Source organism: Acetobacterium sp. (genome assembly GCF_030652775.1).
Taxonomy (GTDB): domain Bacteria; phylum Bacillota; class Clostridia; order Eubacteriales; family Eubacteriaceae; genus Acetobacterium.
Genome location: NZ_JAUSPS010000094.1, coordinates 1 through 17,130, shown reverse-complemented (window position 1 = coordinate 17,130; position 17,130 = coordinate 1). Strand labels below are relative to the sequence as shown.

Annotated in this window: 20 protein-coding genes; all 20 read left to right on the top strand. The window is 42.4% G+C overall.

Annotated elements, in window-relative coordinates; translation table 11 throughout:
* The first annotated feature begins 34 nt into the window (after positions 1-34).
* The 20 genes from Q7J41_RS16380 (at position 35) to Q7J41_RS16285 (ending at position 16,657) form a co-directional block, all read left to right on the top strand.
* Positions 35-229 (top strand): flagellar FlbD family protein, encoded by a 195-nt coding sequence (locus tag Q7J41_RS16380; protein WP_304889514.1) that lies wholly within the window; start codon positions 35-37, stop codon positions 227-229.
* A 30-nt stretch (positions 230-259) separates the two neighbouring features.
* Complete coding sequence (locus tag Q7J41_RS16375; protein WP_304889513.1) at positions 260-1,111, top strand: motility protein A; 852 nt, start codon at positions 260-262, stop codon at positions 1,109-1,111.
* 17 nt (positions 1,112-1,128) lie between these two features.
* Complete coding sequence (locus tag Q7J41_RS16370; RefSeq protein WP_304889512.1) at positions 1,129-1,869, top strand: flagellar motor protein MotB; 741 nt, start codon at positions 1,129-1,131, stop codon at positions 1,867-1,869.
* A 30-nt stretch (positions 1,870-1,899) separates the two neighbouring features.
* Complete coding sequence (fliM, locus tag Q7J41_RS16365; protein ID WP_304889511.1) at positions 1,900-2,913, top strand: flagellar motor switch protein FliM; 1,014 nt, start codon at positions 1,900-1,902, stop codon at positions 2,911-2,913.
* Entirely contained in the window at positions 2,910-4,004 is a 1,095-nt protein-coding gene (gene fliY / locus Q7J41_RS16360) for a flagellar motor switch phosphatase FliY (RefSeq protein WP_304889509.1), read from the top strand. The genes fliM and fliY overlap by 4 nt, the downstream gene beginning before the upstream one ends.
* A gap of 57 nt (positions 4,005-4,061) precedes the next feature.
* The gene (locus tag Q7J41_RS16355; protein ID WP_304889508.1) at positions 4,062-4,424 is read left to right on the top strand and encodes a response regulator; all 363 of its coding nucleotides are present in this window, start codon (positions 4,062-4,064) and stop codon (positions 4,422-4,424) included.
* A 17-nt stretch (positions 4,425-4,441) separates the two neighbouring features.
* A complete protein-coding gene (locus Q7J41_RS16350; RefSeq protein ID WP_304889507.1) occupies positions 4,442-4,789 on the top strand; it encodes a flagellar biosynthetic protein FliO in 348 nt (115 codons plus the stop codon).
* A gap of 1 nt (position 4,790) precedes the next feature.
* Positions 4,791-5,579 (top strand): flagellar type III secretion system pore protein FliP, encoded by a 789-nt coding sequence (gene fliP, locus Q7J41_RS16345; protein ID WP_304889506.1) that lies wholly within the window; start codon positions 4,791-4,793, stop codon positions 5,577-5,579.
* A 15-nt stretch (positions 5,580-5,594) separates the two neighbouring features.
* A complete protein-coding gene (fliQ, locus tag Q7J41_RS16340; RefSeq protein ID WP_186893654.1) occupies positions 5,595-5,861 on the top strand; it encodes a flagellar biosynthesis protein FliQ in 267 nt (88 codons plus the stop codon).
* A 35-nt stretch (positions 5,862-5,896) separates the two neighbouring features.
* Complete coding sequence (fliR, locus tag Q7J41_RS16335) at positions 5,897-6,652, top strand: flagellar biosynthetic protein FliR (RefSeq protein WP_304889505.1); 756 nt, start codon at positions 5,897-5,899, stop codon at positions 6,650-6,652.
* Between the two features lie 24 nt (positions 6,653-6,676).
* Positions 6,677-7,744: a flagellar biosynthesis protein FlhB gene (gene flhB / locus Q7J41_RS16330; protein ID WP_304889504.1), complete on the top strand. Its 1,068-nt coding sequence runs from the start codon at positions 6,677-6,679 to the stop codon at positions 7,742-7,744.
* Positions 7,741-9,801, top strand: coding sequence for a flagellar biosynthesis protein FlhA (gene flhA, locus Q7J41_RS16325; protein WP_304889503.1), 2,061 nt, complete (start codon positions 7,741-7,743; stop codon positions 9,799-9,801). The genes flhB and flhA overlap by 4 nt, the downstream gene beginning before the upstream one ends.
* A 36-nt stretch (positions 9,802-9,837) precedes the next feature.
* Positions 9,838-10,662 (top strand): sigma-70 family RNA polymerase sigma factor, encoded by an 825-nt coding sequence (locus tag Q7J41_RS16320; protein WP_304889502.1) that lies wholly within the window; start codon positions 9,838-9,840, stop codon positions 10,660-10,662.
* 31 nt (positions 10,663-10,693) lie between these two features.
* Positions 10,694-11,455, top strand: coding sequence for a flagellar hook-basal body protein (locus Q7J41_RS16315; protein WP_304889500.1), 762 nt, complete (start codon positions 10,694-10,696; stop codon positions 11,453-11,455).
* Positions 11,456-11,526: 71 nt separating this feature from the next.
* Positions 11,527-12,228, top strand: a complete 702-nt coding sequence (locus Q7J41_RS16310) for a flagellar hook-basal body protein (protein WP_304889498.1) — start codon at positions 11,527-11,529, stop codon at positions 12,226-12,228.
* Positions 12,229-12,286: 58 nt separating this feature from the next.
* Complete coding sequence (locus Q7J41_RS16305; protein WP_304889497.1) at positions 12,287-13,726, top strand: DUF342 domain-containing protein; 1,440 nt, start codon at positions 12,287-12,289, stop codon at positions 13,724-13,726.
* Between the two features lie 38 nt (positions 13,727-13,764).
* Positions 13,765-14,382, top strand: a complete 618-nt coding sequence (locus Q7J41_RS16300; protein ID WP_304889496.1) for a chemotaxis protein CheC — start codon at positions 13,765-13,767, stop codon at positions 14,380-14,382.
* Entirely contained in the window at positions 14,379-14,867 is a 489-nt protein-coding gene (locus tag Q7J41_RS16295; RefSeq protein WP_304889495.1) for a chemotaxis protein CheD, read from the top strand. Before Q7J41_RS16300 ends, Q7J41_RS16295 begins: the two co-directional genes overlap by 4 nt.
* A 240-nt stretch (positions 14,868-15,107) precedes the next feature.
* Positions 15,108-15,611, top strand: a complete 504-nt coding sequence (locus Q7J41_RS16290; RefSeq protein WP_304889494.1) for a chemotaxis protein CheW — start codon at positions 15,108-15,110, stop codon at positions 15,609-15,611.
* 14 nt (positions 15,612-15,625) lie between these two features.
* On the top strand, positions 15,626-16,657 hold the full coding sequence (locus Q7J41_RS16285; RefSeq protein ID WP_304889493.1) for a chemotaxis response regulator protein-glutamate methylesterase: 1,032 nt from the start codon (positions 15,626-15,628) through the stop codon (positions 16,655-16,657).
* Positions 16,658-17,130 lie beyond the last annotated feature (473 nt).

Sequence of the window (17,130 nt, the reverse complement as noted above, 5' to 3'; positions counted from 1 at the left end):
TCAAGTAATAAAAACTATGTTTTGAGGTGGAAATATGATAGAATTAACCAGATTGAACAAACAAAAAAATGAAAAATTTCTTCTGAATTGTGAGATTATTGAGATTATCGAAGAAAAACCGGATACAACCATTCGGCTGACGAACGGTAAACACTATGTGGTTACTGAGAGTTCAGCTCAAGTTCTTGCTAAGATCATTGCATACAAACGAAATATCTTTAGTCGTTAACAACTAAATTCTGACAGGAAGTATAAATTTATGGAAATTTCAACAATTGTCGCATATGTCATGGTCGTCTTTGCAATGTTTTTTGGGATGACATTCAGTTCTGCAAATGGTCTTAATATTGGGGCGCTAATGAACTTCTTTGATCCACAAAGTATGTTCATTACCATTGGCGGAACATTTTTTGTTCTTATTGCCGCTTTTCCCTTTAAGTCCTTTACCCATATCCCCAAGCATTTAAAAATGGTGTTTTTTAAAAACAAACAAGATCCTCTGGAATATGTGGAAATTCTGACCGAGCTTTCTAAGGAAGCAAGACGTAAGGGATTGTTGGCCTTGGAAGCAAAGGCTGCGGAGATTCAGGATGAATTTTTAAAGGAAAGTGTACTACGGATCGTTGATGCCATTGAACCAGATAAATTACGGTCATGGTTTGATCAAAAAATTGATTATATTTCAGAGCGGAATGATCAGGAGCGAAAAATCTATGATATGGGAGCAGCTCTGGGACCGGCCTTCGGGATGATTGGAACCCTGATCGGGTTGGTCAACATGCTAAAAAATATGAACCTTGAAGGTGGCGCTGGTAGCTTGGGACAGGATATGTCGGTGGCATTAATTACCACCTTTTATGGATCGGTTCTGGCAAATACCGTTTTTATGCCAATTTCTTGTAAGTTAGAAATTGCCCAGGGGAGAGATCTGCTGATTAAAGAGTTAATCATTGAAGGGGTCGTCGCCATCAAAGAAGGTGAGAATCCCAAATATATCCGCGATAAACTGATGAACTTTTTAACGGAAGATGAAATCAGGAAGGCTAATGGCGAAGCCCCGTCAAAAGGTGGAAAATCCAAAGGTAAAAAAGGAAAAGCTGTTGAAAGCTAAAAATAGGGGTACATACTATGGGTAAGCGTAATAAGAACAAAAAAGGAATCAATAAAGATGCTTGGCTGAATACCTACGCCGATATGATTACCCTGATTTTAATCTTTTTTGTCCTGCTTTTTTCGATGTCAACCATTGATGCCGCAAAATACAAACAACTGGTTGAAATGTTTAATCCAGCGGCTGTCTATGAAACGACTGGAACAGCGACGGAGTCTGATGGCGCAACATCACCGAATGAGGATATCACAGTGGAGGAGATTGTCGATCTGGAAGACTTGTACCAATACCTAAGTCAATATACCAAAGAAAATGGTTTAGACGATGCAGTAAGTATTGAAAAAAATGATACTTCTGTTGCAATTAAGTTTATGTCATCGATCTTTTTTGAACCAGATAGTTCCCGGATCAAAGCCGGGGGACTGAAGATTTTAGCTGATATTGGTCAGGCTTTTAAGGCGGTGGAACCAACCATTAAGTCAATTCGGATCGATGGCCATACCGCTCAGGCTGATTCACCGATAGATGATCGGGATTTATCCAGCAGTCGCGCCAATGAGGTTTTAAGATTCCTGCAAAATGGTTATATCAATGATCCTTCAAAATTGTTGTCAGTCGGATTTGGTCAGTATCGACCCATCGCACCAAATGACACCGAAGAAAACAGAGCCAAAAACCGCCGGGTTGAAATCATTATTTCCGAAACTGAAGATTTCTTCAATGACATTGCGACAGGAACAGAAACGGTTGCACAGTAGAAAAAAAGACAATAACTAGGAGAAACGAATATGGCAGAAATTCTTTCGCAAAGTCAAATTGATAGCCTTTTAAGCAGCTTAATAAGTGGCAAAGACGAGCCCGAAGCACCAAGTTCAGCTTCGGGCAAAAAGGTTAAAGATTACGATTTTAGAAGACCTAAGCTTTTTACTAGAGAACAGCTTAAGCATTTATTCAGCATCTACGAAAATTATGCCAGGCTGGTGTCTTCTCATATAACCGGTATTCTGCAAACTTATAGTTTGGTAGAAATTATTGAGGTGGAAGAACAGCAATATTATGAATTTAATAACGCCCTTCCTGACTCAGTGCTGATGGGCCTCATCGATTTTGATATAAAAGATAGTGAAGATGAAGAAGATCTGGTCATCATGGATATTTCCAAGGAGGTCGGTTTTTGCAGTTTTGACAGACTTCTGGGTGGTTCAGGAAAGCCGCTTAAAGAGGATCGTGAATTCACCGAAATTGAAATCGGCGTCATGGAATATTTTTTCAAAGGGATGATTAACCTGATGAAAAATGTCTGGTTTGATTATCTGGAGATTGCCCCACGACTAATGAAAATCGAAACCAATTCGCGAATTCTTCAGGGCGTCGGGGCAGATGAAAATGTCGTCATCATTGTTATGAGTATCAAGGTCAATGAGACCCAGGGGAAGATCAATATCTGTATTCCAGCAACGACCCTGGATATGCTCTTCAAAAAGAAGATGTCGCAGACCAAAAAAAATATTAAAAGAGGAGATCAGCAGGCAGAGGAAAAAAGACGACTCAATATTATTAATGAAATCAGAAAAACAGAATTGGAAATTAAAGGGGTGTTAGGCGATACGGAGGTACTCTCCCAGGACATTTATGAATTGGAAGTAGGCGATATCATCAAGTTGAATAAACCAGCGAATTCGATGGTGGATATTGTCGTTAATGACGAGGTCTGGTTTAGGGGTGAAATGGGAGACTATAAGAAAAAAAGAGCGATTCAGATAAAAGAGCTTAATGAGAGAGGAAGTGAACTATTCATATGACAGATGCAGTAGAAAATCCGGACAAACTGTCCAGCATGGAAATTGATGTTATTGGTGAAGTCATGAACATCAGTATGGGCACAGCTGCCACAGCGATGTCCACCATCTTAAATACAAAAGTAAATATTACAACGCCAAGAATTGAAACAATTGGGGTCGAAGAATTTGAGTTCTCTTACCTTGAACCAGTTGTTGGGGTTTTAATAAATTACGTTGAAGGCATCGAAGGAGCCAATGTATTACTGTTGCAAGAGTCTGATATGAAGAAAATCTTGTCTCAGCTGTTTGATATGGATACCAGCGATGATATCGAATTTGATGAAATCAGCAAAAGTGCCATCGGTGAAATCATGAATCAGATGATGGGGGCAGCGGCAGGAGCTTTAGCATCTTTTTTGGGAAAAGTTGTTAATATTTCGCCGCCAATTCTGCTGGATACCACCAACAAATCCAGTATCCGGGATCTATTCTCACTTAAGGGGGATAACCTGGTCAGTATTAAGTTCAACCTGAGTATTGAAGGTCTGGTTGAAAGTGAGTTTATCAGTGCGATGGAACCAACGCTGGCGCGAGAAATTGTATCCATGTCAATGGGCGCCAGTGGCATGGGAGATGAAGAGGAAGAAGTCGCACCGCCACCACCGCCACCCGTTCAGCAAGCACCCGTACAGCCAGAAACGGCCTATCAGCCGCCACCCCCTCAAGCAGAACCGGCACGGGTGGTCAGAAATGACCCGCCACCGGCCGCCTATGCGCCGCCGCAACAGCCGGTACAGGTTAATCCCTATGAATATCGGCAATTGGGGGTCGATCCTACTATTAATATACCGGGGGATAATCTGGATCTGTTGATGTCAGTACCGATCCAGATTACCGTAGAATTAGGTAAGACCAGAAAAAAAATAAAGGATATTGCCGAATTGACCCTGGGAAATATTGTGGAATTGGATCGGCAGGCCGGGGATCAGGTCGATGTCATTGCCAACGGACGATTAATCGCCCGCGGTGATGTGGTGGTTGTTGATGACAACTACAGTGTTAAAATAACCGAAATTATCAAAGTCAGAGATAATTCTGAACAAAAAAAATAGCAGAAATTAATATAGATTAACAAATAATTTTGAAAGAATGGATTAAAGGAGAAAAAAATGAGTAAAATTTTAATTGTAGACGATGCGGCCTTTATGCGGATGATGATCAAAGATAGTTTAAAAAAAGGTGGCTTTTCCGATTTTATTGAAGCTGAAAACGGGGAAATTGCACTGGCAGAGTATAAAGAAAATCGTCCCGATCTGGTTCTTCTCGATATCACCATGCCAGTGATGGATGGTATTCAGGCGCTCCAGGCCATTAAAGGATTCGAACCGCAATCGAAGGTGATTATGTGTTCGGCCATGGGTCAGGAAGGCATGGTTGTGGAAGCCATCAAAAATGGGGCGCTGGATTTTATTGTCAAACCATTTAAAGCAGACCGCCTGATCCAAACCGTCAAAAGCGCCCTGGGCGAGTAAAAGAGAGCTGATCCAAATTGGGTTTTGGTGATGTATTTTCAATAATTCTAGCACTATTGGGGACCGTCGGTGTCATTGTTTTAACCTATTATGGGAGCAGATGGTATATTGAACGGTTTGTAAAAAGAACCGGCTCAATCTCCGGTGAGCATCATATGAAGGTGGTTGAAAGACTGATTGTTGGAAAAAGCGGTTCAATTATCATCGTTGACATTCAGGGGGCTCAATACCTGGTTGGTGTCACTGAGCATAACATCCAAATTTTGTCACAACTGGAAGAACCAATTTCTTTTCAGAAAAAGCAGGAAATATCAAAAGAAAGCTTTTTGAGTATGGTAAAATCATTTTCTCAAAAGGAAAAATAAAATGAATGAATTAATAAAGACCCTAAATAATAAACAAGTGGTTATTAAAAAAGCCCTTGTCATCATGCCGATTCTTGCCATTTTGTTTTTTCTTACTGCTGCAAAAGCGCATGGAGCAGAGCTGTCGGTGGAAGGACTGCTGGCTGGTGAAAGTTCTGATACGGTAAAAGTCATCGTGTTAATGACGCTGATCACCATCGTGCCGACTTTATTGCTGATGATGACATGCTTCGGCAGAATCATCATTGTGCTTTCTTTTTTACGGAGTGCCTTGGGTTTGCAGCAAACACCACCCAACCAGATACTGGTTGGGTTGGCGCTGGCAATCACATTTTTCGTGATGTCGCCGGTTTTAACGGAGATTAACGCGGTCGCACTGCAGCCCTATAATGCCGGTACCATTGACACCCAACAATTTCTAGATGCTGCGGTGGACCCCATTAAAGAATGGATGCTGATGCAAACCACGACTACCGATGTGGATTTGTTTAAAAGTTTATCGGTGCAGTCAGGTCAGACCGGCATTGAAAATATGCCCCCTCAAGATTTGCCTTTGACGGTAGTGATTCCCGCTTTTATCATCAGTGAATTAAAAAGGGCTTTTTTAATCGGCTTTTTGTTGTTTATTCCATTTCTAATCATCGATATGATTGTTTCAAGTGTGCTCATGTCCATGGGGATGATGATGCTGCCACCGGTTATGATTTCCATGCCATTTAAACTGATGTTGTTTGTGGTGGTGGACGGATGGGGTTTATTAGTTAAAACCCTGATTATGACCTATAATTAAAGAAGGGAGCAGCACATGAGTACAGGTGATTTAATCGGAATTTTCAGAGATGCAATCTTTACCGGGATGAAGGTAGCAGGTCCCATCCTATTAATCAGTATGCTGGTCGGCTTAATTATCTCGATTATTCAGGCGGCGACGTCCATTAATGAACAAACCATGACCTTTGTGCCGAAACTTATCATCACCGCACTGATGATGATTATCGCCGGCGGATGGATGCTCCAACAGATGATGGATCTGTTATTTCGGATATTTGAATTGATAGCCACCAAGATCTAAAGAAATAGACATGGGTGATAAACGTGACGTTTGACATGAACCAGTATTTAGTTTTTCTTTTAGCCAGTTGCCGGACAGCCGGTGTTATTTTCTTTAATCCCATATTCGGCAGAAATAGCATTCCCAGTATCATGAAGGTGGGATTATCGCTGGCCATTGCGATGTTTGCCGTTTTTGATTTAGGCACGACCCAGGTTATTAATTACACGGCGATTGAATTTATTGGTGCGATGCTGCAGGGATTTATTATCGGGATTGTGATCGGGTTCATCATGACTTTATTTCTTTCGGTATTCCAACTGGGCGGAGAAGTTATTGATATGCAAATGGGTTTGAGTATGGCTTCAATGTATGATCCAGCCACCAAGGCCAATATCTCGGTCACCGGAAACCTGCTGACTTCCATGTATGTGCTGATCTTCTTTATCTCAAATGCGCATCTGGCGCTGTTCACGGTGGTGATAAAATCCTTTCAGGTTATTCCCTTGGGAATTGGTCAAGTTAGTGAGCAGGTTGGGGTGTTTTTTATCGAACTGATGTATTATATCTTTATCTACGCAGTGCAATTGGCCATCCCGATTATTGTCACTGAGATCATTGCCGAATTTGCTGTTGGTATTTTAATGCGGTTGGTGCCAAACATCAATGTTTTTGTTATCAATATTCAAATTAAAGTATTTATTGGTTTGATTGTCGTTTTCACGATAATACCGGCATTGGCCAATTTTATGACCCAAATGAATTTACTGATGATGGAAAAAATAACTCAGGTACTGACATTTTTCATTTAACACATATAATAATCGGAGAAAAGAATGGCAGGATCAGAAAAAACCGAAAAAGCAACCCCTAAAAAGAGAAAAGATGAGCGAAAAAAGGGTAATACCTTTCAAAGTAAAGATGTGGTCAGTGTGGTTCTCCTCTTTGTGGCATTTTTCGTTTTAAACCTACTGGTACCCTTCATTTACCAGCAGCTTAAAAATGTTTACATTGCCCAAATGAAAAAAATCGTGACCCTGGATACCCTGACCGTCTCAAGTGCCAATCAGTTATTCAGAGAGAGTGCAATTGTTTATTTTATTTCAGTGTTGCCGGTGGCGGTTGTCATTATGATTGTGGCCATTATTATGTCAGGTGTGCAGACGGGCTTTCTAATCACCGGGGACGCCTTAAAACCAAAATTTAATCGCATCAACCCCTTATCAGGTATCAAGAGGATGTTTTCCTTGAGATCCGTGGTTGAACTCCTTAAATCGCTGGCCAAAGTGGTCTTGATTATCTGGATTATTTATTCCGTTATTTTAAGCATTATTCCCATGACTCCCGACATGCTGGTCACGAAAATTGATTCAAATGTGATGTTTATGAGTAGCCAGACCATGTCGATGGTGCAAACTGTCTGTATGATTTTTGCGGTTGTGGCGATTCTGGATTATGCCTATCAGCGCTATGATTATGAAAAGAAACTCAAAATGACCAAACAGGAAGTCAAAGACGAATATAAGCAGACCGAAGGAAATCCCGAAATTAAAGGCAAGATTAGACAAAAACAACGTGAAATGAGCATGAGTCGGATGATGCAGATGGTTCCTCAGGCCGATGTCATTGTCAGAAACCCAACCCATTATGCGGTGGCCTTAAAATATGACATGGATCATGACGTTGCCCCGCTGGTACTAGCAAAGGGGAAAGACCACATTGCCCTGCGGATTGTCAAAGTCGGGGAAGAAAACAAAGTGCTGGTGAAGGAAAACAAAGCACTGGCCAGAGGTTTGTATGAAGCGGTCGAGATCAATGAGTACATCCCGGCAGAACTTTACAAAACCGTGGCAGAATTAATGGCATGGGTGTATAGTACTAAGAAGAAGGAAAAGGTCAAATGAAAATCATTCAGAATCTCGTTGTTGTCTTTGTAGTTCTGACAATCGCCCTTATTATTATTCCCTTACCACCATTTATTCTCGATTTTATGTTTATTTTAAACATCGCCATATCCCTGATTATTTTGTTAACCACGATGTATATCAAAGGCCCCCTGGATTTTTCAATTTTTCCATCGTTGCTCTTGATTACGACGCTATTGCGGCTGGCTCTGAATATTTCTTCAACCCGATTGATTCTGTCAAATGGCGGGCAAGCCGGTGCGGTGATTGAGACCTTTGGTTCCTTTGTACTGGGCGGCAATGCGGTTGTTGGGTTTATCGTATTTATTATCATTGTTATCGTGCAATTTATTGTTATCACCAAGGGTGCTGAGCGAATTTCAGAAGTTTCGGCGCGATTCACCCTGGATGCGATGCCCGGAAAGCAGATGTCCATTGATGCGGATCTGAGCTCCGGCGCCATTACCGATGCTGAGGCCAAGGAAAGACGACAAAAAATTCAAACCGAAGCCGAATTCTATGGTTCTATGGATGGGGCAACTAAGTTAGTTAAAGGCGATGCCGTGGCATCGATGATTATTGCGGTGGTCAATCTTGTAGGTGGGATGGTTATCGGGATGTTACAAGGCGGCATGCCCATCGAAGAGGTCGTATCGGTTTACACCATTGCTACCGTCGGGGATGGTCTGGTCAGTCAGGTACCGGGACTGATGATTTCCGTGGCAACAGCGATGATTGTGACCCGGGCTGCCTCCGAAAACAACTTGAATGTCGATGTCAAGAATCAATTTTTATCGCAGCCCCAGGTTTTAGTGATTGCTGGTCTGGGCATCTCGGCCATGGCACTGATTCCCGGTGCGCCGGCTTTACAGATATTAACCCTGGCGATCATGCTCAGCGGATTTGGCTTATTGCTGATTCGCCGGTCTAATGTTAAAGTGGTGGTGGATGAAGTCGAGCAAATGACGCAACTGATCCAGGAAGAGAGCAGTGAGGTTGATTTTTACCGAAATATTGATAATGTTTATAACATCATCGGGGTGGAACCGATCGAAATGGAATTTGGCTACTCGCTCTTACCGATGGTCGATGAAGGAAGCTCCGGTAATTTTATCGATCGGATTGTCATTTTCAGAAAACAATTCGCCATGGACATGGGGGTCGTTATTCCCACGGTGCGGTTAAGAGATAATGGCCTGATTAATCCGAATCAATATATTATTAAAATTAAAGGTGAAGAAATCGCCAAAGGCGAAGTTCTGGTCGGTTATTATCTGGCGCTGGATCCGTCCAATACCAGTGAACCCATCGACGGCATCGAAACCATTGAGCCAGCTTATGGGATCAAAGGAAAGTGGATCACTGAGAATGAAAAGGAACTGGCGGAAGTTTATGGCTATACCGTGATTGATGCGCTTTCCGTCATTGTGACCCACATGTCCGAAGTGATTAAAAAGCATATGCACGAGCTGTTGAGCCGACAGGATATTAACACCTTGCTGGAAAACGTCTCAAAATCCAATCCGGCAATTGTTGATGATGTCATTCCCAATATTATTTCGATCGCTGATTTCCAGAAAATACTGATAAACCTCTTGAATGAGGGGATTCCCATCAGAGATATGGAAAGTATTCTGGAAACACTGGGCGATCATGGCACCAGTATCAAAGATACTGACATGCTCACCGAGTATGTCAGACAGAAACTCAAACGTACAATTACCAGAAAATACACCGATGGCAACAGTATCAAGGTGATTGCGCTGGATCAGGAAATTGAGAATATCATCCTCAATTCGGCCAAGAAAAACGAGCACGGCACCTATCTTGCCATTGATCCCCAAGTGGTTCAGACGATTGTCGAAAAGGTTACCGAGCAAATCGAAAAGCTGAAAGAAATCATTGATCATTCGATTATTCTCACCTCCCCAATTGTGCGTATATATTTTAAGCGATTAATTGAACAATTTATGGCCGATCTAACCGTCCTTTCCTTTAATGAAATAGATACAAATATTCAGATTCAAGTGATCGGAATGATAAAGTTGGAAAATTAATCAACGCAAATCCTTTAAAGAATAAGGAGTGTCAGAATGAATGTTGCAGAAATTAATAACGAAGAAATTAGCTTAGAAGAGAAACCAGATGAAAAACTCATCGAAGAAAAGAGTACTGATGAGAAAGCCATGGAACTCTGGCAATTATATAAAGAACAGCGAACCACTGAGAACAGGAACGAAATTGTCCTGCAATATACCGGGCTGGTTAAGAAAATTGTTTTAAGGTTCAAGGGGAGTTATAACAATTTTGGACAACTGGACGATATGGTCAATCAGGGCATGATTGTGCTAATTGATGCGGTCGAAAAATTCAACCCGGATATGGGCAATAAATTCGAAACTTTTGCGACCCTGAAAATCAGAGGAGCAGTTATTGATTTTATGCGCAAGCAGGATTGGGTTCCCCGCAGCCAGCGCAGTCTGTCAAAGGTTCTGGAAGAAACCTACGGCGAATTATATGCAACCTTGGAAAGAGAACCAAGTGAAGCAGAAATTGCCGCAAAAATGGGGGTTTCTGAGGCTAATCTGCAGAAGATTCTACAGCAGCGGCACAATTCCATTGTCTTATCCTATGAAGAAGCCATTAATGAAAAAATGATGGAAGTCTCACCGCTGATCACCGAAGAAAAAGCAGACGATTCCCCGGAATCAAGAATGCTTTTTAACGAACTGAAAGAGAAACTGGGGGAAGCCATCGACCAGTTAAAAGAAAAAGAGCGGCTGGTGGTTTCCCTGTATTATTATGAAAATTTAAAACTAAAAGAAATTGCCGACGTTTTGGGTGTGACGGAATCAAGAGTATCCCAGATACACTCCCAGGCGATGATTAAAATGAGAAATCGCTTAAAGAATTATTAACTAAAAGAATTATTAATAAGGAGGTATTATAATGGACAGAGGATCATACGCAGCAGCAGCCGGGATGTTGTCAGGACAAAAAGCCATTAATGTGTTGGCTCAGAATGTTGCAAATGTCACCACTGCTGGTTACAAAAGCCAATCCACGGTGCAGTCAACCTTCGCCGAATATATGGCGTCAAGAATGAGTACAAACCCCAGAATCGCCCAGGCAGATATCGGTGCCGGTGCGTACATTACGGTTAACGCTGAACAATTCACGAATTTTACCCAGGGGATTTTTGAAACGACCCATCGTAGTGTCGATATGGCGATTCAAGGACAGGGGTTCTTTGTGATCCAAAATGCCAATTTTGGTCAGGTGTTAACCCGCAACGGTCAATTTGAACTGGATCAGCAGGGCTTTCTAACTTTGCCTGGGGTTGGTCAGGTTTTAAGTAGCGCCGGACAGCCGATTCAATTGGCCGGCAGCGACTTTACCGTTAACCCAAGCGGCGCCATCATCCAAAATGGTGCGGAGGTAGCCAGGCTCAATATTTCCACCGTGGCAAATGGCGCTGATCTGACGCAGGTCGGAGAAGGCTATTTTCAAGCCGTCAACGGTTTTCAGGCGGCTCAGGCCGGTTCCTTCAATGTCTTACAGGAAACCATTGAGAAATCCAACGTCGATATGGGCGAAGTGATGAGTGATATGATTGCCCGGCAAAACAATTTTACCTCATGTACCCAAATGCTGAAAATTTTTGATAAGATCAGCGAAATCGCATCAAACACCATCGGACGAGTCGGCTAAAATAAAATAACTCAGGCAAGCCAGCACCGTTTTATGATGTCTGAGAACGAGATAACAGGAGGAGCATTACTATGATAAGAGGATTTTACGCTTCAAAACTCGGCATGATCGCACAACAGAATAGCCTGAATACCATTGCCAACAATGTTGCCAATATTAATACCGTTGGCTTCAAACCCCAGGTTACCGCATTTTCATCATTACTGTACGAAAATATTGACGGTGGCGGCGGCACGGCAATCAGCACTGGTCACGGTGCCAAGGTGCAAAAAATTGGCATCGATTTTACCCAGGGATTTCTTCAGCCAACTGGACGAAGCCTGGATTGTGCCATTGAAGGAGCCGGGTTTTTTGGCATTCAAAACAAAGAAACCAATACCACCACCTACACGAGGGACGGCGTATTTCATATCAGCGTCGAAGGGGATCAGAATTTTCTAGTTGATGCCAGAGGTAATTATGTGTTGGGGAAGGACAATAACCCGCTTAATATTACCGCTGGTTTTGATGCCGATAATCTGGGTGTTTTTTCTTTTGCCAATCCCTATGGACTGACGCTGCTGGGCAGCAATCAATTTGCAGTATCTGATTTATCAGGACAGCCAGTAGCGGATAACGTCAGTATCCTCAGAACTGGGTACCTGGAATCATCAGCCACCGATTCAGCCACTGAAATGGTAAAAATGCTGGAAGCCAACAGAGCCTTTTCATTTAATTCCAAAATTGTTCAATCGACGGATGAAATGGAAAAAACAGTTAACCAACTGAGATAGGCATTACGAATCGGATTATTTGTGATAGAGAAAATGTTTATGGAAAAGGGGATGGATTATGAGTGAGGAGAATGCCAAAACAGCAGCAGTAACTTTGATTGAAGTCAGTGTCAGCGATGATAAAAAACAGGGCTTTATCAAACTGGGGAAACAGGAAGAAGGTAGCACTGTCTTTACCAAAGAAGAACTTCTTGCTGCATTGAAAGCGGAAAAGATCGAATCGGGAATTATTGACAGTGCCATCGAAAAGCTGGCGCAACGGCCAATTTTTAATATTCGGATTAAGGTGGCTGAAGTGACAGATCCGATCGACGGAAAAGATGGGGTGGTCAAGCTGCTGGTAAAGAAAGAGGCCGAATATAAACCCGAATACAGCGAGGATGAGACGGTGGATTATAAAAATCTTGACTATTTTCAGATGGTGAAAAAGGGTCAGGTTTTATGCGAGATCACCAAAGAAACGGTGGGAATTGACGGGAAAGACCTTTATGGCCAAGTGATTCCCGCCCACAAAGGACGGAAACCCCAGGTGCCGGCGGGAAAGAACACCAGTTTGATAGAGGATGAATCAAAGCTGATTGCTGACTGCGATGGGATTATTAAATTTGTCAATACCATCGGTATTGAAGAAATGATGCATATTCGCAAGAATATTGATTTTTCGACCGGCAACATCAATTTCCCCGGGGATGTCACCATCGATGGCGATGTCAGCAGTGGTTTTTCCGTCAAAGCTGGTGGCAACCTGATTATCAAAGGTGTTGTTGAAGATGCCAAAATTGAAGCAGCCGGGAATGTCGTTATCGCCAAGGGCATCTATGGTGGAAGTATGGGAGAAGTTATCGTAGGCAAAGACCTGCGTTGCAATTATATTGAAAACGCTATTTTACATGTGGATGGTGATATCACCGTCGACTACATCATTGATGGGAAAATAACCTGCAATGGTAATATTTATCTATCCGGCAGCAAGGAACTGATTGTCGGTGGTGAAATTCAAGTTCTGGGCGAGCTGGTGGCCAGAACTATTGGGAATGAACGGGAATACCCCACCATTATTCGCATATTGGGAGAAAAAACCATCGATCAGGATGAAATCGACAGACTCAGAATAAAAGAAAAAGAAACCCGGCAGCAGCTCGAAGCGGTCAATGAAAAAGAGACTCAGATCAATGGCTTGCTACTGTCGCAGGAAAAAAAGGACATGCTCAGCCGCAATCATAACAGTCCCGCTATGGAACAGATCGGAAACCTAAAAAAACAGATCGACAGACAGGCCTTACTCTTTAAAAAAGAAATCGCAGAAATCGAAAAGGCCATCAGCTACGTGGAAAAGAAGGCCAGTATCAGTTATTACGGAGCGGTTTCAGCTAAACGAAAACTCTATCGGGGGACGCGAATTTATTTCGGCGACATGCTGTTTCAATTTGAATTTGATAGCCTGGAGCATTGTAAAATATATTGGGATAATGACGATATTGTCAACGGCATGATGTAAAGAATGTGGAAATAAATTGATTAGAAAGAGGTAAAAATTTGTTCGAGAACTATGATGAACTGAATGAAATGCAAATTGATATGCTCCGGGAGATTGGGAATATCGGCGCCGGTAATGCTGCTACAGCTTTAGCGACGATATTGGACGAAAAAGTGGATATGAGTGTTCCCAGCGTCCGCATCACCGGCTTTGACGAAGCGGTTGAAAATCTGGGCGGGGCAGAAACGATGACGGTCGCGGTGCTGGTGAATTTCAGTGGCGATGCCCACGGGATGATTATGTTTCTACTTAACGTCGAAGATGCCAAAAGCATCATGGATATTCTGGTTGGCGAAGACGATGGCGGTGATGAACTAAGTGAAATGAAAATTTCCGGCATCAAAGAAATCGGTAATATCCTGGCGTCATCTTACGTCAATGCCATTTCGGCATTAACCGGACTGACTATCGAAGTATCGGTTCCCTATGTGGCCATTGACATGGTCGGGGCTCTGATGAGTGTACCGATCATTGAGTTTGGCGCAATTGGTGACAAATTAATGTTTATTGAAGAAAATTTCCTTGGCGAAACCAACGATTTAAAGAGCAATATGATCATGTTCGCCGAAATCAATACATTAAAAATAATTATGCAAAAACTAGGGCTGGAAATATGAGTCAATCAATCGTAATTGGGATATCAGATTATAAATTAGCAAAGGGCCCGGAGGTATTAGTCACCTATGCTTTGGGCTCCTGTGTGGGAGTATGCTTATACGACAAGGTTTCAAAGGTCGGTGGATTGTCGCATATTATGCTGCCGGACAGCACTAATTTTTCAAATAAAGATATTAATCGCAAAAAATTTGCCGATACCGCCCTCGTTGATTTAATCGATGAAATGAAACGAGCCGGATGTGGCAATAATCGCATTGTCGCAAAAATTGCCGGCGGCGCCCAAATGTTTGAGGTTCAGCCAGGCAGTAAACTGGGAGCCATCGGTGAACGAAATATTATTTGTGTTAAACAGGTGTTAAGCCAGCTGCGCATTCCCATTCTGGCCGAAGATACCGGGCTGAATTTTGGGCGCACCCAATATTTTGATCTGGCCACTGGGATCATGAAGATTCAGTCACTTAATCGTAGAATTGAGGAATTCTAGATACCAGCTTGTCTCGGGAATTGGACATTGGCAAATAAGAAACGGTGTCCGTCGCTGAGCATGTATGCCCAGCTTTTTTAGTATAAAATTTTATTTAGGTTTAAATATCACGAATCCGGGTAGAAAAAGAACAAGAATTTTGTCGCAGAGATGGATAAATTAGGGTGTACCTTTTTAGACGTTTCAAGTATAATGGTTATAACGAAAACTTTAAAAATTTATTTAAAGAGGAGATTTATAATGGCAGAGAATATTGTAGATAATTATAATCTGGAAGAAGATACCCAGCACGGTAGATTTCTAACCTTTTCATTAGAGGATGAAGTATTTGGCATTGAAATAAAATACGTAACTGAAATCATCGGGATGCAATCAATTACTAAAGTCCCGGAAGTTCCAACCTACATTAAAGGGATCATCAATCTCCGTGGAAAAATTATCCCCGTTCTCGATGTCAGACTGCAGTTTGGTAAAGAGCCAGTGGATTATAACGACCGAACCTGTATCGTCGTTATTGACATCGAAGCGGTTTCGGTGGGACTGATTGTTGACAATGTCGAAGAAGTGCTGACCATCGACGACGAAGAAATTGCCCCACCACCATCCAATAAAACCGGTTTTGAAAACCGCTTTATGAAAGGGATCGGAAAAGCCGGCGGAAAGGTTCAATTATTATTGGATTGCGAACGGTTATTAAAAAATGAAGAAATAGAAGTGATTGAAGAATTACTTGAAGAAAAATAGCAGGAGGATCCGTGATGAGGCTTAAGCAAAGAATTAAGGTGCTGATCGTAGACGATTCCCTAGTCTTTCGTGAGTCTCTATCAAGGGAAATATCGAAAGACCCCGACATTGAAGTTGTCGGGACAGCAACAGATCCTTATATGGCCAGAGATTTGATCATTAAATTGAAGCCGGACGTATTAACTCTAGACGTTGAAATGCCGAAAATGAATGGTATTGAGTTTTTAAAAAAACTGATGCCTCAGTACCCCTTGCCAGTTATTGTGGTCAGTTCGGTTTCTAAGAATGTTTTGGATGCCTTGGACGCTGGTGCGGTAGAATTTGTTACCAAACCCAATGTTACCCGACCCGGGGGAATGGCCTCCTTTGTCAATGAGTTGATTATTAAAATTAAAATTGCTTCCACCGCCAAGGTCGGCAACCGCAAAAGCGATTATACGCCCAGCCATCCGGTTACCAGTCAGGGCATTGATACCCAGAGCAAAATCATTGCCATTGGTGCCTCAACAGGCGGAACCGATGCGATCCATACCGTTATTTCCGGTTTGCCCCGGGATATGCCCCCGATTATCATTGTTCAGCATATGCCACCGGTGTTCACCAAGCTCTATGCCGAACGTTTGAATAATACCTGTGAGCTGGAAGTCAAAGAAGCTGAGGATGGTGATGTCCTAAGACCGGGACGGGTTTTAATCGCCCCTGGCAGTTATCAGATGCGGCTGGTTAAAAGAGGGTCCGGTTACAGTGTCAAATGTACCGAGGAAGAAAAAGTCAGCGGTCATTGTCCCTCCGTTGATGTTCTTTTCGACTCAGTGGCCGCTGTGGCCGGAAAACAGTCGGTCGGGGTCATCCTTACCGGCATGGGTCGAGACGGCGCCAATGGTCTGCTGAAGATGAAAAAAACCGGTGCCTATACCATCGGCCAGGACGAAAAATCCAGCGTCGTTTACGGCATGCCGATGGTCGCCTTTAACATCGGTGCTGTCGACAAACAATTACCCCTGGATCGCATCGCCGACGAAATCATCCGCTTCTTATCAAAATAAAAATAATAGTGGAGCACGAGGGGACGGTTTTTCTTGTGTCTTCTTATTAATCATTCAAGGACACAAAAGAACTGTCCCCTTGTGAGAAACGGAAGCAGGAGCAAAGGGGGACGGTTTTTCTTGTGTCTTCTAATTAATTATTCAAGGACACAAAAGAACTGTCCCCCTCTGCGACAATCCTCCCATCCCATTTTTCTCCCCCCTCCATCACAATTATTTTTCTTTCTTTTGCTAAAGTTTTCTTTTATAATGACGATATGTATAACAAGAGATAAAATTATCTTAATCATTCTTTAAAATTATCATAAAAAATAGAAATAAACGTATTATTTTTAGGTAATTGCGAAATGAAAAAGATTTAGAGCACAGAGAATTCGGCGGTAAGAAACAGACAGACTTCATGAAGTCAGAAGGGAAACGAACAACAAAGCGAAGAAAATGTTGCAGAAGATGAGAAAAAAAGCGCAAAAACA

Coding starts and splice junctions, on each gene's coding strand:
- Q7J41_RS16295 (WP_304889495.1), top strand. CDS start 14,379: ATGAGTCAATCAATCGTAATTGGGATATCAGATTATAAATTAGCAAAG.
- Q7J41_RS16375 (WP_304889513.1), top strand. CDS start 260: ATGGAAATTTCAACAATTGTCGCATATGTCATGGTCGTCTTTGCAATG.
- Q7J41_RS16290 (WP_304889494.1), top strand. CDS start 15,108: ATGGCAGAGAATATTGTAGATAATTATAATCTGGAAGAAGATACCCAG.
- fliR (WP_304889505.1), top strand. CDS start 5,897: ATGAACCAGTATTTAGTTTTTCTTTTAGCCAGTTGCCGGACAGCCGGT.
- fliY (WP_304889509.1), top strand. CDS start 2,910: ATGACAGATGCAGTAGAAAATCCGGACAAACTGTCCAGCATGGAAATT.
- fliQ (WP_186893654.1), top strand. CDS start 5,595: ATGAGTACAGGTGATTTAATCGGAATTTTCAGAGATGCAATCTTTACC.
- Q7J41_RS16370 (WP_304889512.1), top strand. CDS start 1,129: ATGGGTAAGCGTAATAAGAACAAAAAAGGAATCAATAAAGATGCTTGG.
- fliP (WP_304889506.1), top strand. CDS start 4,791: ATGAATGAATTAATAAAGACCCTAAATAATAAACAAGTGGTTATTAAA.
- flhA (WP_304889503.1), top strand. CDS start 7,741: ATGAAAATCATTCAGAATCTCGTTGTTGTCTTTGTAGTTCTGACAATC.
- flhB (WP_304889504.1), top strand. CDS start 6,677: ATGGCAGGATCAGAAAAAACCGAAAAAGCAACCCCTAAAAAGAGAAAA.
- Q7J41_RS16355 (WP_304889508.1), top strand. CDS start 4,062: ATGAGTAAAATTTTAATTGTAGACGATGCGGCCTTTATGCGGATGATG.
- Q7J41_RS16305 (WP_304889497.1), top strand. CDS start 12,287: ATGAGTGAGGAGAATGCCAAAACAGCAGCAGTAACTTTGATTGAAGTC.
- Q7J41_RS16320 (WP_304889502.1), top strand. CDS start 9,838: ATGAATGTTGCAGAAATTAATAACGAAGAAATTAGCTTAGAAGAGAAA.
- Q7J41_RS16380 (WP_304889514.1), top strand. CDS start 35: ATGATAGAATTAACCAGATTGAACAAACAAAAAAATGAAAAATTTCTT.
- fliM (WP_304889511.1), top strand. CDS start 1,900: ATGGCAGAAATTCTTTCGCAAAGTCAAATTGATAGCCTTTTAAGCAGC.
- Q7J41_RS16285 (WP_304889493.1), top strand. CDS start 15,626: ATGAGGCTTAAGCAAAGAATTAAGGTGCTGATCGTAGACGATTCCCTA.
- Q7J41_RS16315 (WP_304889500.1), top strand. CDS start 10,694: ATGGACAGAGGATCATACGCAGCAGCAGCCGGGATGTTGTCAGGACAA.
- Q7J41_RS16310 (WP_304889498.1), top strand. CDS start 11,527: ATGATAAGAGGATTTTACGCTTCAAAACTCGGCATGATCGCACAACAG.